This window comes from Actinomyces sp. ph3, assembly GCF_000308055.1.
Lineage (GTDB): Bacteria > Actinomycetota > Actinomycetes > Actinomycetales > Actinomycetaceae > Pauljensenia.
In genome coordinates this window covers 38,911-56,859 of record NZ_CAGY01000005.1, presented here as the reverse complement: position 1 = coordinate 56,859, position 17,949 = coordinate 38,911, and the positions used below count along the sequence as shown (strand labels likewise).

The 17,949-nt window shown below is 56.7% G+C and carries 17 protein-coding genes; 6 read left to right on the top strand and 11 right to left on the bottom strand.

What is annotated here, in order from left to right; genetic code table 11:
* Positions 1-30 precede the first annotated feature (30 nt).
* The 3 genes from HGAS_RS08905 to HGAS_RS05515 form a co-directional block, all read right to left on the bottom strand.
* Positions 31-1,185: a hypothetical protein gene (locus HGAS_RS08905; protein WP_019126851.1), complete on the bottom strand. Its 1,155-nt coding sequence runs from the start codon at positions 1,183-1,185 to the stop codon at positions 31-33.
* A 257-nt stretch (positions 1,186-1,442) separates the two neighbouring features.
* A complete protein-coding gene (locus HGAS_RS05520; RefSeq protein WP_019126850.1) occupies positions 1,443-2,729 on the bottom strand; it encodes an adenylosuccinate synthase in 1,287 nt (428 codons plus the stop codon).
* Between the two features lie 160 nt (positions 2,730-2,889).
* Complete coding sequence (locus HGAS_RS05515) at positions 2,890-3,387, bottom strand: DUF456 domain-containing protein (RefSeq protein WP_019126849.1); 498 nt, start codon at positions 3,385-3,387, stop codon at positions 2,890-2,892.
* Between the two features lie 76 nt (positions 3,388-3,463).
* On the opposite strand from HGAS_RS05515, the gene HGAS_RS05510 reads away from it, so the two are divergent.
* Positions 3,464-4,066, top strand: a complete 603-nt coding sequence (locus tag HGAS_RS05510) for a hypothetical protein (protein ID WP_019126848.1) — start codon at positions 3,464-3,466, stop codon at positions 4,064-4,066.
* A gap of 54 nt (positions 4,067-4,120) precedes the next feature.
* On the opposite strand, the gene rlmB is transcribed toward HGAS_RS05510, so the two are convergent.
* The 3 genes from rlmB to thrC all read right to left on the bottom strand — a co-directional run bounded on the left by rlmB (position 4,121) and on the right by thrC (position 8,220).
* Entirely contained in the window at positions 4,121-5,107 is a 987-nt protein-coding gene (gene rlmB, locus HGAS_RS05505) for a 23S rRNA (guanosine(2251)-2'-O)-methyltransferase RlmB (RefSeq protein ID WP_019126847.1), read from the bottom strand.
* A gap of 124 nt (positions 5,108-5,231) precedes the next feature.
* Positions 5,232-6,695, bottom strand: coding sequence for a cysteine--tRNA ligase (gene cysS / locus HGAS_RS05500; RefSeq protein ID WP_019126846.1), 1,464 nt, complete (start codon positions 6,693-6,695; stop codon positions 5,232-5,234).
* A gap of 70 nt (positions 6,696-6,765) precedes the next feature.
* Positions 6,766-8,220, bottom strand: a complete 1,455-nt coding sequence (gene thrC / locus HGAS_RS05495; protein WP_019126845.1) for a threonine synthase — start codon at positions 8,218-8,220, stop codon at positions 6,766-6,768.
* Between the two features lie 127 nt (positions 8,221-8,347).
* Here thrC and ispF point away from each other — a divergent pair, with 127 nt between their 5' ends.
* The gene (ispF, locus tag HGAS_RS05490) at positions 8,348-8,851 is read left to right on the top strand and encodes a 2-C-methyl-D-erythritol 2,4-cyclodiphosphate synthase (protein ID WP_019126844.1); all 504 of its coding nucleotides are present in this window, start codon (positions 8,348-8,350) and stop codon (positions 8,849-8,851) included.
* Positions 8,852-8,927: 76 nt separating this feature from the next.
* On the opposite strand, the gene HGAS_RS05485 is transcribed toward ispF, so the two are convergent.
* From HGAS_RS05485 to HGAS_RS05470, 4 genes are all read right to left on the bottom strand, one after another.
* Entirely contained in the window at positions 8,928-10,301 is a 1,374-nt protein-coding gene (locus HGAS_RS05485; protein WP_019126843.1) for an MFS transporter, read from the bottom strand.
* 89 nt (positions 10,302-10,390) lie between these two features.
* Entirely contained in the window at positions 10,391-11,167 is a 777-nt protein-coding gene (ispD, locus tag HGAS_RS05480; protein WP_019126842.1) for a 2-C-methyl-D-erythritol 4-phosphate cytidylyltransferase, read from the bottom strand.
* Positions 11,164-11,706 carry a CarD family transcriptional regulator gene (locus HGAS_RS05475; RefSeq protein ID WP_009408452.1) on the bottom strand — a complete coding sequence of 181 codons (543 nt, stop codon included), beginning with the start codon at positions 11,704-11,706 and terminating at the stop codon, positions 11,164-11,166. The genes ispD and HGAS_RS05475 overlap by 4 nt, the downstream gene beginning before the upstream one ends.
* A gap of 153 nt (positions 11,707-11,859) precedes the next feature.
* Complete coding sequence (locus HGAS_RS05470; protein WP_026066668.1) at positions 11,860-12,597, bottom strand: phosphoglyceromutase; 738 nt, start codon at positions 12,595-12,597, stop codon at positions 11,860-11,862.
* 282 nt (positions 12,598-12,879) lie between these two features.
* Between HGAS_RS05470 and HGAS_RS05460 the strand changes: the two genes are divergently transcribed.
* From HGAS_RS05460 to HGAS_RS05445, 4 genes are all read left to right on the top strand, one after another.
* Positions 12,880-14,103 carry an OmpA family protein gene (locus HGAS_RS05460; RefSeq protein WP_019126839.1) on the top strand — a complete coding sequence of 408 codons (1,224 nt, stop codon included), beginning with the start codon at positions 12,880-12,882 and terminating at the stop codon, positions 14,101-14,103.
* Between the two features lie 74 nt (positions 14,104-14,177).
* Positions 14,178-14,705 carry a DUF3060 domain-containing protein gene (locus tag HGAS_RS05455; protein ID WP_019126838.1) on the top strand — a complete coding sequence of 176 codons (528 nt, stop codon included), beginning with the start codon at positions 14,178-14,180 and terminating at the stop codon, positions 14,703-14,705.
* A gap of 166 nt (positions 14,706-14,871) precedes the next feature.
* A complete protein-coding gene (locus HGAS_RS05450; protein ID WP_019126837.1) occupies positions 14,872-16,335 on the top strand; it encodes an amino acid permease in 1,464 nt (487 codons plus the stop codon).
* A 55-nt stretch (positions 16,336-16,390) separates the two neighbouring features.
* Positions 16,391-17,395 carry an asparaginase gene (locus HGAS_RS05445; RefSeq protein WP_026066666.1) on the top strand — a complete coding sequence of 335 codons (1,005 nt, stop codon included), beginning with the start codon at positions 16,391-16,393 and terminating at the stop codon, positions 17,393-17,395.
* Positions 17,396-17,559: 164 nt separating this feature from the next.
* Here HGAS_RS05445 and HGAS_RS05440 read toward each other — a convergent pair whose 3' ends face one another.
* Positions 17,560-17,886 (bottom strand): histone-like nucleoid-structuring protein Lsr2, encoded by a 327-nt coding sequence (locus HGAS_RS05440; protein ID WP_019126835.1) that lies wholly within the window; start codon positions 17,884-17,886, stop codon positions 17,560-17,562.
* Positions 17,887-17,949 lie beyond the last annotated feature (63 nt).

Sequence of the window (17,949 nt, the reverse complement as noted above, 5' to 3'; positions counted from 1 at the left end):
CCACACCTTCATCTGCGAACTGAGTGTGGGTTAAATTCCACCGATTCGGAACATGATGTACACCGGCAGCGAGGCCATGAGGAACTTCGCGCTCCCCCGCGCAATCGCACCCATCGTCGGCCGCGCCCATTCGGTATCGCCCATCAAACCATCCAGAACAATTACGACCAAGGCGACTGCAATTCCAGTAAAAATACCCAGAATTGCAACAGCGGTTGTCAGTCCCGAATAGGCCGCAAGCCCGGGCAGAACAATCGGACTAAGATCCGCGCTTTGCCCCAGTTTCCACACCGCTACCGAAGCGATCACGCCAGAAAGCAGTGCCGCACCCAGAGCCCCGAGGGATTGCGAACGGAAACCCGCTCCAATCTGATCGCCCCAGACGGTACACGAAACAATCACGCAGGCGATGGGAACCGCAATCCTCCAGCCCTGCGAGGATGCAAGCGTCACCCACGAGGATCCCGAAACCACAACGAGCAGCGCAGTGAGCGAACTCATTAACGAGGCCGTCGTTGAGCGCGTCGCCCAAGAACCGTGGCCGCTGGAAGAGTAATCGCGAGGTGTTGAGGCGGTGAAGACTTCCACCGCGACAACCGCAACCGTTCCCAAGCCCATGACCGCACTGGCCGCCATCAAGTCGGCGCTGATCGTCACAACCAAAGCTGCGATGCAGCCGGCGAGGCCGACGGTCACTTGGGCCGGAACCGTGACCTTCGTATTCGTCAGAGATGGCCAGCCCGCGGCAAGCAGGCACGAGGCCAGTGCGACGACTAATGAGCAGGCCCATGATTCCCACGGAGTGAACCACAGGATGAAAGTCGCAAGCGAAAGAGCTGCAACAGTGAGTGCGGAGGTATGAAGCCCTCGACGAAGAGCTGGGTTAATTGATTCGCTCTCGCTCATCGCATAGGGCACGCGCGTGGTGTCCGGAGCGTGTCGAACCCCATGTCGGATGCGAATAATCCCCGTGTGAGTGCTCACATGCTCACGCGTGGGGTCATATTCCTTGGCTTCATACGCCGCAGTCCGATGAGACTCATCTTGCTCATGTGAGTGACGACCTGAAGATAGAGGCTTTTCACCCGTACTTTGAGCGCTTTCCTGCGCTTGTGCTGCGGCGCGTTGCCGTTGGCGCTCGCGGCGCGAGGGCAGTTTCGCAGGGGAAGGCTCAAGATGCTCCATTCCTCTATAGTCCCACATGGCTGCTATTGAGGCCTTAGCGGCACGGAATGCGTCGACCAGTGCTGTGTTCTATGCTCGGTGGTGCGTACCGAGTTGTTAAGCCCCGGGCTCCAACCTCTGCCGCTACGAGCGGCCTTCGCGCCGACAGGCGCTTTCGGCTCGGTGCGCGCTTTTTTATGCGCAAAATGCACCAACGCCGCGCCCCACACTACGGGAACGCGGCGTCGGCCTCGAAAAATCAATCGCTGTGCAGAGGGTTACTCCCCCAGCAGCGGGAAACGGATAATGGTCGCCTCGCGGCCAGGGCCAACCCCAATCGAGGAAATGCGGCAGCCCACTAGCTCCTCAAGGCGCAGGATGTAGGCCTGCGCGGCCTCGGGAAGTTCATCGAAACTCCGGCATCCGGTGATGTCTTCGCTCCAGCCGGGAACCATTTCATAAACGGGGACTGCGCGGGCGAAATCAACCTGATCCGGCGGCATTTCATCAACAACAATGCCGTCAAGTTCATATCCCACGCACACGGGAATTTCCTTGTAACCCGTGAGGACATCCAGCTTGGTCAGGCACAGATCGGTCAGTCCATTCACGCGTGCCGCATAGCGCACGACAACGGCGTCAAACCAGCCGGTACGGCGCGGGCGGCCGGTTGTGACGCCAAACTCGCCACCACGCGTGCGCAGATCCTCGCCGACTTCATCATCAAGTTCGGTCGGGAAGGGCCCCTCGCCCACTCGAGTCGTGTAGGCCTTCGCCACGCCAACAACGCAATCGATGCGAGTCGGGCCAACACCCGCACCCGCGAGAGCACCACCGGCGGTCGGGTTGGAGGAGGTGACGAAGGGGTAGGTTCCGTGGTCGATATCGAGCATGGTCGCCTGACCGCCCTCGAAAAGAACGGTTTCGCCGCGGTCGAGAGCGTCATTCACGACCAAGGAGACATCGCACATCATCGGTTCAATGCGGTCTGCGAAAGAGAGAAGGTGATCGCTCACTTCGGCGGGGTCCAGGGTCGGCAGGCCCACGGCCTCAAAAATCGTGTTCTTGGGAGCCAGTGCGGCCTCAACCTTGGCGCGAAGGGCCTCGGGGTGAAAAAGATCCTGAATTCGGATGCCAATGCGGTTCATCTTATCGGCATAGGTCGGACCAATACCGCGGCCTGTCGTGCCGATCTGATTGTTGCCGCGAGCGCGCTCATTCGCCTGGTCCATCAGGCGGTTATACGCGGGAATGATGTGTGCATTAGCCGAAATGAGCAGTCGCGAGCAGTCCACGCCGCGGCCTGAGATCTCGGCAAGTTCCTCGAAAAGAACATCGAGGTCGACGACGACGCCATTGCCAATGATCGGGGTGACGCCCTCGGAGAGAATTCCCGCGGGAAGTAGGTGAAGCGCATACTTTTCACCGTCGATAACAACCGTGTGACCTGCATTGTTACCGCCGTTGAACTTAACGACGTAATCGGTGTGTTGTCCCAGCTGGTCGGTAGCTTTTCCCTTGCCTTCGTCGCCCCATTGGGCGCCGAGAACGATGACGGCGGGCATATTTTCTCCGTTTTTCAATGCATTGCGGGTATGAAGTTGTTGCGTGCGCAGGGCGCAACGGATTCAAGTTTAGCCGAGGAGCGCGCGAGGTGAGAGGGACCTTCCGGGCGAGGCCGCTGAGTAGTGGTCGCGGTTCGTCCGCGCTTTCCTCAGTCCTTCCTTAGGCCGCAGCGGGACTCTGGAGCAGCAGGCCGACAACCCACAATGTCGCGGCGCTCAGAGCGGCAATCAATTCAATCGCAATGGTCCAGCCAAAAGCCTTGAGTGCAACGACCGTGGCCTTCCATGCCTTCTGAGTGTCCTGGTTACGCAGATATTCCACAATGAAGATGGCAGCAATCATGCCCAGAATCAGCCCCAGAGGCAGGCCAATAAACCAACCGACGAAACCGCCGATACCTCCCCACACCAGGGTGGATTGGGGAATTCCTGCCTTGGTCATTCCTCGGGCGGGGATGATGTACTTCAGGATTGTTCCGACAATCAAGATCGCAGCGGAAATAGCAAAAATGATCCACGCGCTGCGTGTCCCGGTCATCCATGCCCACACCAAAATCGCACCGCCGACGAAGGGCGAAGACGGCCAAACTTGGACAACGGCACCGATTACACCAAAGAGAATGACGGCTGCGATGATCAGGACTGCTGTAAGACTCATGAATGGATCATAGCGTTTTTGAATTGAGAATTTTTCACGGCATGATTGACCTAGTACCCCTGCGAAGGAGTGAAGGATGGGTTTCATTAAACGCCGAGATCCCAATAAGCATCCCGGTTTTCTTACAACGTCGGTCGCTCGCTATTCAGCGATGTACCCGGTCAATGAATCACCCGAGCACGCTGTGGGACGCTGCCTTGATTTTTGGAATCGTTTCGGCGCGCGTGGGGAAACTCCCGGCTATCGGGAAGAACTTGCCCTTCACGGCTGGACGGGAACCGAGATCATTATCGGCTCGGACTTCAAAGAGTTCATGTGGTCTGGAGTGTCTGACTGGGTAGATTTCGCGCCGCGTTTGTTTTCACAAAAGCTCAAGCGCTCGATGCTCGGGATGAACCGATTGGTGGTTGCCGCACGCCGCGCATCCGCAGAGGGCGAGTTCTTTACTGAGCTGTACTGCACCCCAAGCGACATCATTTCGCAGAATGATTCGATTCTGAACGATGTTTTATACGTGACACTGCACCAGTTCGAAGAGGAATACCAAAGCACTGGTCTCTTGCGCGGGGGTGCAACGTATTTCTACGCCGACGACCTGCCCAAAGATCACTTCTTGGAGACGCAGAATGTCTACTGCATCCGCAGGGATGTCAAGCGCCGACGCAAAGGCAAGATTTAAGGAAATGCCCCCTGCACAGGCAGGGGGCATTATTCGCAATGAGCGCTACTTTTACTACTTTTCTGCGCGAGCGCGACGAAGTGAATCGACCTCGTACAGGGCAATTCCCGTTGCTACCGCTGCGTTCAGCGATTCAACCGAGGAAGCAATCGGAATTGAGACGATTTGATCGCAGGTCTGGCGAACGAGGCGAGAAAGACCATTGCCTTCAGCACCCGTGACGACGACCAGCGGTCCATCCGCCAGCTTCAGGTCGCGCAGCTCAGTATCGCCACCGCCATCGAGGCCAACGACGAAGAACCCGGCCTTCTTGCAGTCCTCGAGTGCACGAACTAGGTTCGTTGCGCGCGCGACGGGCACGCGAGCTGCGGCACCGGCCGAGACCTTCCACGCAGTGGTATTTACACCCGCACTGCGACGCTCTGGAATGATCACGCCGTCAGCGCCGAATGCGCCGGAACTACGCAAAACAGCACCCAAGTTATGCGGGTCGGTGACCTGGTCAAGAGCTACCAAAAGTGGAATACCCAGCTGCTGCAAAGAGTCCGCAATGAGGTCCTCAACATCGCGGTATTCGTAACCGCGCACTTCGATAGCAACGCCTTGGTGCACTGCGCCATCGGTGGCAACATCGAGGTCGCGACGAGTCACTTCGTAGACGGGTGCGCCCAGTCCCGAGGCCAGGCGGACAACTTCCTCAACGCGATCGTCTTTAACGTTATCGAGGACGAAAACACGTTCGATGGGCACTCCCGCACGCGCGGCCTCGGCAACGGGATTGCGACCAGCGATGAGTTCATGTCCCTCGGCGATCTTGATGGAGGATTTCGTGCGAGCGCGTGCGATTGCTGCTTCCTGGGCCTCGCGAGCTTCACGCGCTTTCTTACGCTTAAACGCGGGATGGTAGGTGCGGTCTTCGGCCTTGGGGGTTGGCCCCTTACCTTCGAGGCGACGGCGCGAGTGGCCACCGGTGCCGACCTTCGGGCCCTTCTTCGAACCAGGCTTCCTTACGGCGCCGCGACGTCCATCATTTCCAGCCATCGTGTCTCCTTGTTTCTTCGTGAACTGACACAAGCATACGGTGTCAGGTACGCATCGGGGCGGCTAGGGCGCGCGCTAATCGGTTTCGCAACCGCATGCTAGTCACCTCCGCGAACCGGCCGAATTATCCAAGGCTCCAGGTTGCTCCGTCTTTTCCATCGGCAACCTGAACACCAGCTTCGGCCAGTCGATCACGGATTTGATCGGCAGTAGCCCAATCCTTGTCAGCACGCGCCTGAGCACGCTGCTCAAGCAATGCCCCAACAAGCACGTCAAGCGCATGCTTTTGTGGGTCCTCAGCCGCTTCTCCCGAGGCCGATACCCCCGCCCCAGCATTTGCCCACTGGGGTGATGCCGGATCCAGCCCAAGCACATCGAGCATGGAGCGGACCAGGATCTGCTGGCGCTTAATCGCTTGAGTATCCCCTTCACCCAAGGCAATATTGCCCAGTTTGAGCTGCTCATGAACCGCTGCCAATGCGCCGGCAACATTGAGATCATCATCCATGGCATTGGTGAAGGCTTCGGGGAGCTCAGCTGGAGTCAGCTGAAGTTCTTCCGGGCTTGCTGCACCAACGGTCTCGATTGATCGGGTAACGAAAGCTGAGAACTTCTCCCACGCAGCGTTTGCATCCGGAAGAGTGTCGGGTCCCCACTCGATGGCACTGCGGTAATGCACTGTTGAAAGTGCCCAACGCACTGCAGCCGCGGGGAAGTCCTGTGTCAGAGTCTCAATTGAAAGAACATTTCCCAAAGACTTCGACATCTTTTCGCCCTTGGTGGTCACCCAGGCGTTATGGACCCACAACTGCGCGAAATCCCATCCCGCAGCGTGCGATTGCGCCTGTTCATTTTCGTGGTGAGGGAAGCGCAAATCGATGCCGCCACCGTGAATATCGAAGGTTTCACCCAAGTAGCGGTAGGACATCGCAGAGCATTCGAGGTGCCAACCTGGACGTCCCCTCCCCCAGGGCGAATCCCACGAAGCGGTTACGGGTTCCTCTGGTTTTGCTGCCTTCCACAGGGCAAAGTCACGCGGATCCTTCTTCCCGGCCTCGGTCGCGGAATCAATCTGCGATTCGTCTTCGGTTGTACGCATGTCTTCAAGGCGCTGGTGAGTCAGCGAGCCATAGTCCTTTTGCGAGGCCACCGAGAAGTAGACGTTTCCTGCACCGTCGCTGTATGCGTGGCCACGATCCACCAAACGCTGGATCAGAGCAATCTGCTCTGGGATATGCCCGGTCGCACGCGGTTCATAGGTCGGGTCAAGCACACCGAGCTTGTGATAGGCCTCAGTAAATTCGCGCTCATAGCGCTGAGCCCATGCCCACCAGGGAACGCCGGCTTCTGCAGACTTACGAAGAATCTTGTCATCAATATCCGTGACATTACGGATGTAGGTCACCTCAAGACCGCTGCGCTTAAGCCAACGAATCAAGGAATCGAAAGCAACCGCAGAACGCAAATGTCCAACGTGCGGAGAACCCTGAACGGTTGCACCACACAGGTAAATTCCCACATGTCCGGGCACCACTGGATTCAGTGGCTGCAAGCGTGCGGTTTTCGAATCGTACAGGTGAAGGCTCATACCTTCATGGTAAAGGGTGCCACCTTCATTTGGAGACCGGTTCGGCTTCCGGGACCGTGTAACAAAGAAATTAGCGCTCAGGCTTGACCTTGCTCCGAATAAGCTCTTTCAAGGCATCAACGTCGCGAGGTAACTCAACAACCCTCTGCTCGTGCCCTTCAATATCTGCAAAACGGGGCGGTACCGGTGGGACGAAACCAACGGCCTCGGCAATGGTTTCTTCGAACTTCACGGGAAGCGCAGTCTCCATCACCGCGACGGGACCATCAAGTTTGCCGCGCAATTGGCGAGCAACCTGCACCCCATCGGCAGTGTGCGGATCCAAGAGGTAGTGCGACTCCTCCCAGGTGCGCCGAATTTGGGCCAGCCGATCTTCGTGAGTGGACGAGGCCGCGTAGAAGCCGAAGTTCTGCTGAAGTTTTGCGAATTCTTCGGTTTGAGAAAGGTCGAAATACCCCTGAGTGGCAACCTGGTTGAAAAGATCGCGCGTGCGAGCCGAGTCCCGCCCAAGGAGATCAAAAATAAAGCGTTCGAAGTTCGAGGCCTTCGAAATATCCATCGAAGGCGAGGAGGTCGCAAGAGTATCTTCACTGCTTCGAACCCGGTATACGCCCGTTCGGAAGAACTCCTCAAGAACGTTATTTTCGTTTGTCGCAACAACCAGAGACTCAAGCGGAAGCCCCATCTGGCGGGCAATATGCGCGGCGCAGATATTGCCGAAATTACCACTGGGGACGACGACATTGAGGCGCAGGTCAGCCTTGCCTGTCTGAAGGCGAATTCGCAGCCAGGAGGCAATGTAATACACAACCTGCGCAAGCAAACGGGCCCAGTTGATGGAGTTAACCGCACCGATATGCCACTGCTGTTTGAAGTTGGCATCGATGTTGACGGCTTTAACAAGATCTTGACAGTCATCAAAGACGCCGTCGACTGCGACATTGACGATGTTGTCGTCAAGGAGGGAGAACATCTGTGCGCGCTGGAAAGGCGTCATGCGCCCGGCGGGGGTGAGCATAACGACGCTGAGCCCTGAGCGGCCTCGGAGCGCGTATTCTGCGGCGCTTCCGGTGTCACCCGAGGTTGCGCCAACGATGGTCAGCCAATCACCGCGTCGTCCCAACTCGTATTCGAATAGCTCACCAAGAAGCTGCATTGCCATGTCTTTAAATGCGGCCGTAGGGCCATTAGAAAGATGGGCAAGCCAGAGGTTCTCTTCCGCGCTCACACACGTAACCGGGACGATTTCGGGGTCCGAAAATACGGGGGTGCGGTAGGCGCGAGCGCAGATACCATCGAGATCCTCGCGCGGAATGTCATCAATGAAGAGCGACAGTACCTCAGCGGCAAGCGCGGCGTAGCCGTGCTGAATAAGCACATCCTGCCAACGATTCAGCTGCTCAGCGCTGAGTTGAGGGTATGTTTCGGGCAGGTAGAGCCCGCCGTCCGGCGCAAGACCTGCGAGCAAAATATCGCAGAAGGAGGCGGAAGCGGCCTGGGGATCTCTGGTCGAAATGTAACGCACGCTCTCACCCTACCGTGAGCGGATGGCCGGGGAAGGATGAATCGTTTCATCTGAGACGCTTTGAGGCGGGAGCCAGAAAGTGGACGCAAATGCCCGCCAGGCGATTTAGGCTACTGGCATGAGTGAAATGTCTTCGCTTCCTTTCCCCTACCGGGTTGGGCAAGCAATTGATGTCCATGCATTTGCAGATCCGCAGTCAGACTACGGAGAGAAAACGCTGTGGCTTGCATGCCTTGAATGGCCGGGAGAAGTCCCTCTTGAAGGGCATTCGGATGGCGACGCTGCCGCTCATGCCACCTGCGACGCACTCTTGGCCGCCGCGGGACTGGGAGATCTGGGAACAAACTTTGGAACCGATCGCCCCGAATGGGCGGGCGCGTCGGGGAAAGCATTTCTTGAAGAAGTCCGCCGAATGCTGGCAGATGCCGGTTGGTTCATTGGGAACGTCACGGTTCAAGTCATTGCGAAGCGTCCGCGCATGATGAAACGCCTCGAAGAAGCCTCGCAGGCGATGAGCCAGATTCTTGGGGCCCCCGTCTCTGTTTCGGCAACAACAACTGACGGCCTCGGGTTCACTGGCAGGGGTGAAGGTATCGCTGCAAGCGCTACGGCTCTGATCTATCGAAAGTAAGCGAAACTCAGGCTGGCTGCACGCGTAAAAACAAGGCGGACGACTGAGGACCCCTTGTGCGTGCTGTAGAGCTACTTCAGAGAATCTTTGCCTTTGCCGGGTGAACGAAGAGAGTCATCACCAATCCCAAGGCAAGGATCAAGATGATGCCAAGGATTCCCCAGTAGGTGTAGTCCGCACCGGCAGGCGTCCAATTGCGACCAAACGCCAAGAAGATGCCGTACATTGCTGGCGCAAGGAAGGACACCGCGCGACCGGTCGTCGCATACAACCCGAAGACCTCACCTTCACGCCCCTCGGGGATCATGCGTCCAAGGAAAGATCGCGATGCAGACTGAGTCGGGCCGACGAAAACACAGAGGGCAAGACCGAAAGTCCAGAAAATAATCTTTCCGCCATTGTGCAAGAAGAAGACGCTCATGCCTGCAATCACCATGCAGCTCAGCGAGATCACAATGAGGCGCTTCGGTCCGATGATGTCGTCCAAGGCACCCATGGCGATAGTGGCGATTCCTGCGACAACATTGGCCGCAATCGCAAAGATAATCACTTCGCCCGAGGAGAAGCCAAAAGCAGTTCCCGCAAGGATCGCACCGAAGGTAAATACACCCGCAAGACCATCCCTAAACACTGCAGAGGCGGCAAGGAAAAACAGGGTGTGCGGCGATTCCTTCGCCAAGGACTTCACCGTGCTCCAGAGCTTTCGGTAAGAATCCCACAGAGTTTCATGCTCACCGTGGTGCTCGTCAATATGCCGAGGCTTGACGGGGTGAAGCATCAAAGGCAGTGCAGACAACAGCATCCACGCTGCAGCAATCACCATCGAGACGCGAATGTGCAATCCATTCGCGTGGGTAATGCCAAACCATCCGACCTCGGGACTGATCAGCCCAACGTAGAGAATCAGCAGCAAAACAATGCCGCCGACGTAGCCCGATCCCCATCCCAGACCGGAAATACGACCCATGTTCTCTTTGGTTGAGAGGTGGTTAAGCATCGCGTTGTAATTGACCGATGCAAATTCGAAGAAAATATTGCCAATGCCCAAAAGCGTAATGCCAAGGAAGAGGCCTCCGCGCGGTCCCAAAGGTCCTTCCGGAGAGACAAAGAACATCAGCGCCAGACAAATAACGACCAAGATCGTGAACACTGTCAGGGCAAGACCGCCTTTTCCGCGGCGATCAGCGCGTTGACCGGTAATCGGTGCGAGAAGCGCAATGATGATGCCTGCAGCAAAAAGACCCCACGAAAGGTAATCACTAGCGGTTCCCTTATCGGTGAAAGTCCCATCGCTGGTCAGGTAGACCGAGAAGACGAAAGTCGTTGCAACAGCATTGAATGCTGCCGAACCCCAGTCCCACAAAGCCCATTCAATGACCGGCTTCGTCAGAATCGATGTTTTCTTCTTCTCCGAAGGTGCCACCGATTGGGGGGTCGTCGATTCACTCATGTTCACTCCTTATATGCCTACCACCGTAGGCCTACCAGTGAAACTATCACGGAGAAGCAAGGAAAAAGAAAAAATACAAGTAAGGGTCGTCACGCCCAAGCGTCTTCAGCAATGATTGCGCGCGCAAAAACCAGATCGATTGGCGTTGTAATCTTCAATGCTCGACCTTCACCGGCAACAATACGGACGGGAATTCCCGCCTGCTGAGCAAGCCCGGCATCATCAGTAAGCGCTGTGGCTTCGCTATTCGCCGAGGCCGTGGCACGCCGATGCAGCTCACGGATCACTTTCCAGGGGAAACCCTGCGGAGTCTGAACGGCAACCAAACCCGCGCGGTCAACTGTCGCGTCAACATAGCGGGCGTCCTGCGCTTGCCCTGCCGAGGCCTCGGGAACTTCACGGAAGCTCTTCAGCGTATCCGCCACCGCAAGGCCAGGGATCACCGCCTGCTCACCCGCACGAAGAGCCGCGATCACGCGAGAAACCAGCTGAGGGGAGACCAAAGGGCGGGCTGCATCGTGAATCAAGACGGGGCTGTCATCATTCAGAGTGTCCATCGTCTGGGCAAGCGCCTCGAGTCCAGCCGCGACGGAAGCCTGTCTGGACAGGGGCGAACCGGGAACAACGCGCACAATATCGCGAAATTCAGCAGTATCAAGAAGTGCTTGGAATTCATCAAAACGATCTGGAGGCGCTGTCACAACAGCACAATCAACGCCACCGGAATGAAGGTTCCTAAGCGCGTGCTCAACCAAAGGCATTCCATCGAGGTCAACCAAAGCTTTCGGGCGATCTGAGCCCAAACGCGTACCCGATCCGGCCGCAGTGATGACCGCGAAAACCTGAGCCGGGGATGTTGAGGTCACTCTTGTTCCGTGTCTTCTTCCGGGAGATCATCCGCGATTGCGAGGGACTCATCGTAGCCCTCAGCCAAGACCTCGTCGAGGCGTGCAGCCGCAGCGGTCTTATCGATATCGCGAGCAAGTGCAAGTTCAGAGCTGAGAATCTGGCGCGCCTTCGTCAGCATGCGCTTCTCTCCGGTGGAGAGCTTCTTCTGATCATCACGGCGAGTAAGATCTCGAACAACCTCAGCAACCTTGACGATATCGCCCGTCGCGATCTTCTCTTGGTTGGCTTTGAAACGACGCGACCAGTTTGTGGGCTCTTCAATGTAGGGAGCGCGCAAAACCGAGAGCACCGTTTCTAAACCGTCTTCGTCAACAACGTCGCGCACGCCGACAAGATCAACGTTTTCAGCGGGTACCTGAATGGTGAGGTCACCCTGGCTTACGCGCAGAGTCAAGTACGTCTTCTCTTCGCCGCGAATAACGCGGGTGGAAATTTCCTCAATCTTCGCGGCGCCGTGGTGAGGATAAACAACGGTCTGACCGATCTCAAATGACATAGAAGAAACTCCTGCGCTTCAGCTGAACTGCGGTCTATATTCTATCAGTTCACGCACTTTCTGCGCCTTTGAATGGTGAACAGCTGTGCAAGGACGCGCGTAACACAAACGCGGCGGTCCCGAAATTCGAAACCGCCGCGTTTATTGCAGAAATTACTTACCTTGGTTGGCGACCGCAGCGATCTTCGCCTCGGCCTCGGGGTCCAGGTAGGTGCCGCCCTTCTTGATGGGCTTGAGGGTTTCCTCGTCAAGCTCGTACACCAGCGGAATGCCGGTGGGGATGTTAACTCCGGCGATGTCCTCATCGGAGATCTCATCGAGGTGCTTGACGATCGCACGCAGCGAGTTACCGTGCGCGGCGATCATGACGGTCTTGCCGGTCTTGATCGCAGGAACGATGGTCTCATCCCAGTAAGGGAGCAGACGGGCGATGACGTCCTTGAGGCACTCGCTCATGGGAACGGGTTCACCGACGTAGCGGGGATCCTGATCCTGCGAGAACTCAGAACCTGCTTCGATTGCGGGCGGAGCCACATCGAAGGAACGGCGCCACAGCATGAACTGCTCTTCGCCGTACTCGTCGCGGATTTCCTTCTTGTTCTTGCCCTGGAGCGCACCGTAGTGACGCTCATTGAGGCGCCAGTTGCGCTCAACAGGGATCCAGTGACGATCAGCAGCGTCAAGTGCCAGGTTCGCGGTCATAATCGCACGACGCAGCATCGACGTGAACAGGAGGTCCGGCAGAACACCGGATTCCTTAAGGAGCTCACCACCGTGGGTTGCTTCCGCGCGGCCCTTGTCCGACAGCGGAACATCCACCCAACCGGTGAAGAGGTTCTTTGCATTCCATTCGCTCTCGCCGTGGCGGAGCAGCACCAGTTTGTAGGTCATGCACATATTCTTTCATTCTTTTCGCATATGTGTCACGGGACCTGCGTCACGTATCCCGCATTATTCCCCTGCATCCCGGGGATGAAAAGGAAAACAGCGGCGTCTTGCACGCTCCCTGTCCACCACCAGCACATGAGCTCACAAACAGCATCTCAGTGGTCATCTCATACTTCGGGAACTTGCCGATTGGCTTCGGCGAAACCGCAACCAGATCAACTTCGATCAGTGACTCAGGAGGGGCCGCCCAGCAAGCGTCCAGCATGATCCTTTTAAACTTTGCGCATGAGTGACACAACATCAAAGCGCCACTTTTTCCGTACGGCGACCGCATTGTCCACCTTGGCCGCGCTCATTTCACTGAGTGCATGCTCTCAGAGCGCGCCTTCCACATCGACCTCCTCGACGAGCGAGGCAACCCCCGAGGCAACGGCTTCAGCCACCTCCGCGGTTCCCGCTGTCGCAGGCTACAAGCCCGGCGAAATTCCGCCGGTTCCGCTTTTCAAAGTTCCGCCAATCGGCGTATTCGCCTCAAATGCTGACAAGGCTGTCATTGACGCGACCTCTAAGATTTCCTCTGTTCCCGGCGTAACCGTCGCCCCCGCTGTGTGTGACGGTTCCGGCTTGGTGACCAACGGTGGAAACACCGTCCTTGGCGGCGATGGATCAGGTGTCTCCAGTAACGGCGACAAGCAGGTCGTCAACGGTGGTGACGGATCCGGCGTTATTAACGAAGGCCCTGTGAGCATCGTTGTCGATGGCACGGGCGGCGGCGTCTACAGCGATTCATCCAACGGGCTGAACATCACGATCAGCGCAGACGGCTCCGGTACCTACACCTCAAGCACCCTGAACATCACGATCAGTCCTGACGGTTCCGGCACCTACAACAACTCCGAGACCGGCGAAACCATCGTTGTTGGCCCCGACGGTTCCGGTAACTACAGCAATACCAAGACTTCAGTGAACTACAACCTTGATGGCAAGGGCGGCGGCGTCTACAACGGCCCGAACTTGAACATCATCAACAACGGCGATGGCACCGCAATGGTGAACGGCCAGCAGGTGAAGGCTGACAAGGCCCCGATCGTTGGCAAGGTTGGTAAGTTCCCCAAGGTCGATAGCCTCAAGCCCGTCGAGAGCTGCGGCACGACCATCACCCTGGAGGACGGCGTCCTCTTCGACTTCGGCAAGTCCGACATTCGTCCCGAGGCAGCAGCAACCCTGAAGAAGCTTGCTGAGGTCCTCACGAATGCGAAGGTTCCGGCTGCACACGTGTACGGCCACACCGATTCGATTGGCGACGACGCTTCCAACCAAACCCTGTCTGAGGAACGCGCTACCGCAGTCGTCAACGAACTGAAGAAGGACGGCGTCACTACAACCTTGGATTCTCAGGGCTTCGGCGAAAGCAAGCCGGTTGCACCCAACACGAACTCCGATGGTTCAGATAACCCGGCCGGCCGCCAGGCAAACCGCCGCGTGGAGATCTTCATTCCCGCATTCTGACAGTAAGTGGCTGGGGCACACCTTTTCCGTGCGCTCCAGCCACTTCACTTTCCTTCCACAAGAAAGATTGATCAATGACCCGCACGACTTCATCACGCACTACACTGGCCCTCTTCGCCACTCTGGGACTCGCCGCGACTATGGGTATTGCAGCTTGTAGCCAGACGATCAACCAATCCCCTTCAGATGTTGCAAGTGCAGCAAAGGCGACCGCACAAAGCGTCGCCTCCGATGCCGCCGAGCAGGGCAAAGCCGCCGCTTCTTCAGCTGCTAGCTACGCGAGTGCGGGAGCATCCAAAGCCGCTGATCAGGCCCAGAACCTTGCCAAGGGCACAACAGGAAAGACTTTCACAGTCTCCGATTCCAACACCGTTGTTGCCGTCCCGGCTGATGTCGAGAACGTACACATTCAGTCGTCCAATGTGAAGCTCACCTCCACACACGCGCTGACGAGTCTGGTCATCGACGGATCAAACAACTCTGTCAACCTGGAATCCGCAAAGAAGATTACTTTTACGGGTTCCCAGAACGTCGTACACTACACTTCAGGTGACCCCGACATCAGCGATTCCGGTACGGGTAATTCCGTCTCAGAAGACTGATAAGGTACTGAATTTCTTGCAGCAAGGAAGCTGGGGTACATCGCTACCCCAGCTTTTTTTCGCTTAATTTCGACTCTTTAATTTCGACTTAGCCCCCCGAACCAGTCGATTCCCCTGACATCAACTTCTACCCCACAGCCAGTGACCAACCAGATGGAAGGTACACATGTCTACTCACCAGTCCACTACCGAGGCCTCGATCAACCCCGAAATTACACGCGGAACTCACCCCGCAGATCAGGGCGATGCAGGCTACGATAAGGCCCTCAAAAACCGCCACCTGCAGATGATTGCAATCGGCGGATCGATTGGTACCGGCCTCTTCCTCGGTGCAGGCGGACGCCTTGCGCAGGGAGGCCCGCTCCTTGCTCTCGCCTACGCGGTGTGTGGAGTTTTCGCCTTCCTCATGGTCCGTGCACTCGGTGAGCTCGCAATCCGCCGCCCCTCCTCGGGAGCCTTCGTCTCTTACGCACGTGAATTTCTTGGCAGGCGCGGCGCCTTCATCACCGGCTGGTTCTTCTTCCTTGACTGGGCAGTGACGGTGATGGCTGATATCACGGCGGTCGGCGTCTACATGCACTACTGGAATCTCTTCGCATGGATCCCGCGTTGGGTGATCGCCCTGATCGCTCTTGTCCTGGTTTTCTGCCTCAACATGCTGTCGGTAAAAGCCTTTGGTGAAGCCGAATTCTGGTTTGCCCTCATCAAAGTTGCAACGATTTTGATCTTTATGGCGCTTGCCATTTGGGCGATCATCACCCAGGCCCAGATGGGCGACCATACCGCTGGCGTCCACAACATCGCCGAAAATGGCGGCCTACTGCCACAGGGCATCGCACCGATCTTCGCGCTAACTCTGGGCGTTGTCTTCGCTTTTGGTGGCACGGAAATGGTGGGCGTTGCTGCCGGTGAAGCGAAAGACGCACAGAAGGTACTTCCTAAGGCAATCAACTCGATGGCCCTTCGAATTTTCTTCTTCTACGTCGGCACCGTCACTCTTATGGCCTTAGCCCTGCCCTACACCGTTTACTCCTCCGACGAATCTCCCTTCACCACCTTCTTCGCTTCGCTCGGAATTCCTCATGCCGGCGACATCGTCCAGGTTGTCGTTCTCACTGCAGCGCTCTCCTCGCTCAACGCAGGCCTCTACGCGACGGGTCGAACCCTGCGCTCAATGGCCGTTTCAGGCGAAGCACCCAGTTTCGCCTCGAGACTTAATAAGCACCACGTCCCCTACGGCGGAATTATCATTACCGCCTCGCTGGGGCTGCTGGGGGTACTGCTCAACGCATTCCTCCCCGATGATGCTTTCGAAATCGTCATGAGTCTTGCTGGAATCGGCATTGCGGGAACCTGGGCGATGGTCCTCATTACCCACCTGGCATTCCTCAAGCGCGTGCGGGCCGGCGAGGAGGAGCGCCCCTCATACCGCATGCCTGGAGCACCTTTCACGAACTACATCTCGCTGGCTTTCTTTGCGATTGTCGTTGCTTCAAATGTCACCAGCCCCAATGGCCGTTGGACTCTCACGCTCTTCGGAGTAGTAGTCGTGGCGATGGTTTGTGGTTGGTATGCAATTCGGGGTAAATTTTCTTCAAATGACGAGGCCCCGCGCCAGTTAGGCGAATAACCACCCCTCTGCTCTCGTTTCTTTTTCGCTATCCAATGATGGAAGAGGACGCACTATGAGGATTCATGTGACGTATGCAGGCGGGACAATCGGGATGGTTGATTCTCCTGACGGTCTGCGACCGGGCGCCGATATGGCGTCATGGCTCAACGCTCAATTCGACGGAATCGAGCTCACGGGACACGTGTCGATGTCTCAGCTCTCGCCGCTGGTCGACTCTTCGGAAACGACACCGATCCACTGGCAGATGATCATCGACGATATTCGCGCTCACGGCGATGAAGCCGATGCTTTCTTGGTGCTCCACGGGACCGACACCATGGCTTATAGCGCTGCGGCACTGTCATACGCGCTGGCTGATTTCACGAAGCCCATTGTTTTAACGGGTTCTCAGTATCCGCTAGGCGTTGTCGGAACCGACGCCTCCGCGAATGTGACGGGCGCTTTGCGCGCTGCCGGAAGTTCTCAGGTGAGCGGCGTGACTTTGTTCTTTGGTCATATGTTGCTTGCAGGAAATCGTTCAACGAAGACCTCATCGTGGGCCTTCGCTGGCTTTGACTCACCTTCGACATTGCCGATCGCACGTACAGGTGCCCCTTGGCGTTGGTATCACAGTGTCGAGGCCGGTGAGGGTTGGGCTAATCCTGCGCCTTACGCTCGCCACGATGTTGCCGTTGTCGACATTGTTCCCGGCCTGAGCGCCGCGCGTTTACGTTCCATGTTCACTCCCCTGCCCGAGGCCGTTATCATCCGCGCATACGGCGTGGGGAATATTCCGGCTTCAGACCCGGGTTTTGTGGATGTTTTGCAGGAACTGCGCGAGGCCGAGGTTCCCTTGATCGTTGCCTCGCAGTGCCACCAGGCCGAGGTTGTCTTGGGCCATTACGAGGCCGGGAGCACTCTGGCGCGTTTGGGCGCGATTAGCGCGCATGACATGACGCTTGAGGCCTTGTATGCGAAGACGATCTTCTTACTCTCTCAGGGTTTGCAGGGTGAAGAGTTCGCACAGTGGATGAATCGATCCATTGCGGGTGAAGTGAGCCTTCCAGGCATTGCGTAGCTGACCTGCGGTTTTAGCTATTTCAGTGCATACAAGACCAATCTAAACCGGTACAGGTCACGAAAACTGACCACTCGATACAAAACGTATTGAATACAAATATATATGCGGGGTATTTCAACAAGAAATACCCCGCATATATATCAAAGGAATTCAGAACAAGATCAGCGGTTTTCCTTCTCAAACTGCTCAATAATGGCAGAGGGAATCCGGCCGCGATCGCTCAGTTCGATTCCCTTTTCTCGAGCCCAACGACGCACTCGAACGCTCTTGGCTTCTACATCTCCACACGGCGCTGCGCGGCGACTATTAAGACGCCCACCTACCCTACGAGCTGCAGAAATCCACGGTGACATGTCACGCTCAAACTGCTCCGCATTCTGATCGGAAAGATCAATTTCATACGATACGCCTTTGAATGCGAATGAAATTGTTTGCTTGGCGACCGAGCCATCACGGTCGTCAACTAATACAACGACTTTCTTCTGCACAGTTTTCACCCTTCGAAAACACATCAATCGCAGATAAGAATTCTTATTTCTACGATCGAGTAA

Coding starts and splice junctions, on each gene's coding strand:
- HGAS_RS05520 (WP_019126850.1), bottom strand. CDS start 2,729: ATGCCCGCCGTCATCGTTCTCGGCGCCCAATGGGGCGACGAAGGCAAG.
- HGAS_RS08905 (WP_019126851.1), bottom strand. CDS start 1,185: ATGGAGCATCTTGAGCCTTCCCCTGCGAAACTGCCCTCGCGCCGCGAG.
- HGAS_RS05485 (WP_019126843.1), bottom strand. CDS start 10,301: ATGAGTGAATCGACGACCCCCCAATCGGTGGCACCTTCGGAGAAGAAG.
- HGAS_RS05475 (WP_009408452.1), bottom strand. CDS start 11,706: ATGTCATTTGAGATCGGTCAGACCGTTGTTTATCCTCACCACGGCGCC.
- ispF (WP_019126844.1), top strand. CDS start 8,348: ATGTCTTCGCTTCCTTTCCCCTACCGGGTTGGGCAAGCAATTGATGTC.
- HGAS_RS05455 (WP_019126838.1), top strand. CDS start 14,178: ATGACCCGCACGACTTCATCACGCACTACACTGGCCCTCTTCGCCACT.
- HGAS_RS05450 (WP_019126837.1), top strand. CDS start 14,872: ATGTCTACTCACCAGTCCACTACCGAGGCCTCGATCAACCCCGAAATT.
- HGAS_RS05470 (WP_026066668.1), bottom strand. CDS start 12,597: ATGACCTACAAACTGGTGCTGCTCCGCCACGGCGAGAGCGAATGGAAT.
- HGAS_RS05510 (WP_019126848.1), top strand. CDS start 3,464: ATGGGTTTCATTAAACGCCGAGATCCCAATAAGCATCCCGGTTTTCTT.
- HGAS_RS05445 (WP_026066666.1), top strand. CDS start 16,391: ATGAGGATTCATGTGACGTATGCAGGCGGGACAATCGGGATGGTTGAT.
- HGAS_RS05460 (WP_019126839.1), top strand. CDS start 12,880: ATGAGTGACACAACATCAAAGCGCCACTTTTTCCGTACGGCGACCGCA.
- cysS (WP_019126846.1), bottom strand. CDS start 6,695: ATGAGCCTTCACCTGTACGATTCGAAAACCGCACGCTTGCAGCCACTG.
- HGAS_RS05515 (WP_019126849.1), bottom strand. CDS start 3,387: ATGAGTCTTACAGCAGTCCTGATCATCGCAGCCGTCATTCTCTTTGGT.
- rlmB (WP_019126847.1), bottom strand. CDS start 5,107: ATGGCTGGAAATGATGGACGTCGCGGCGCCGTAAGGAAGCCTGGTTCG.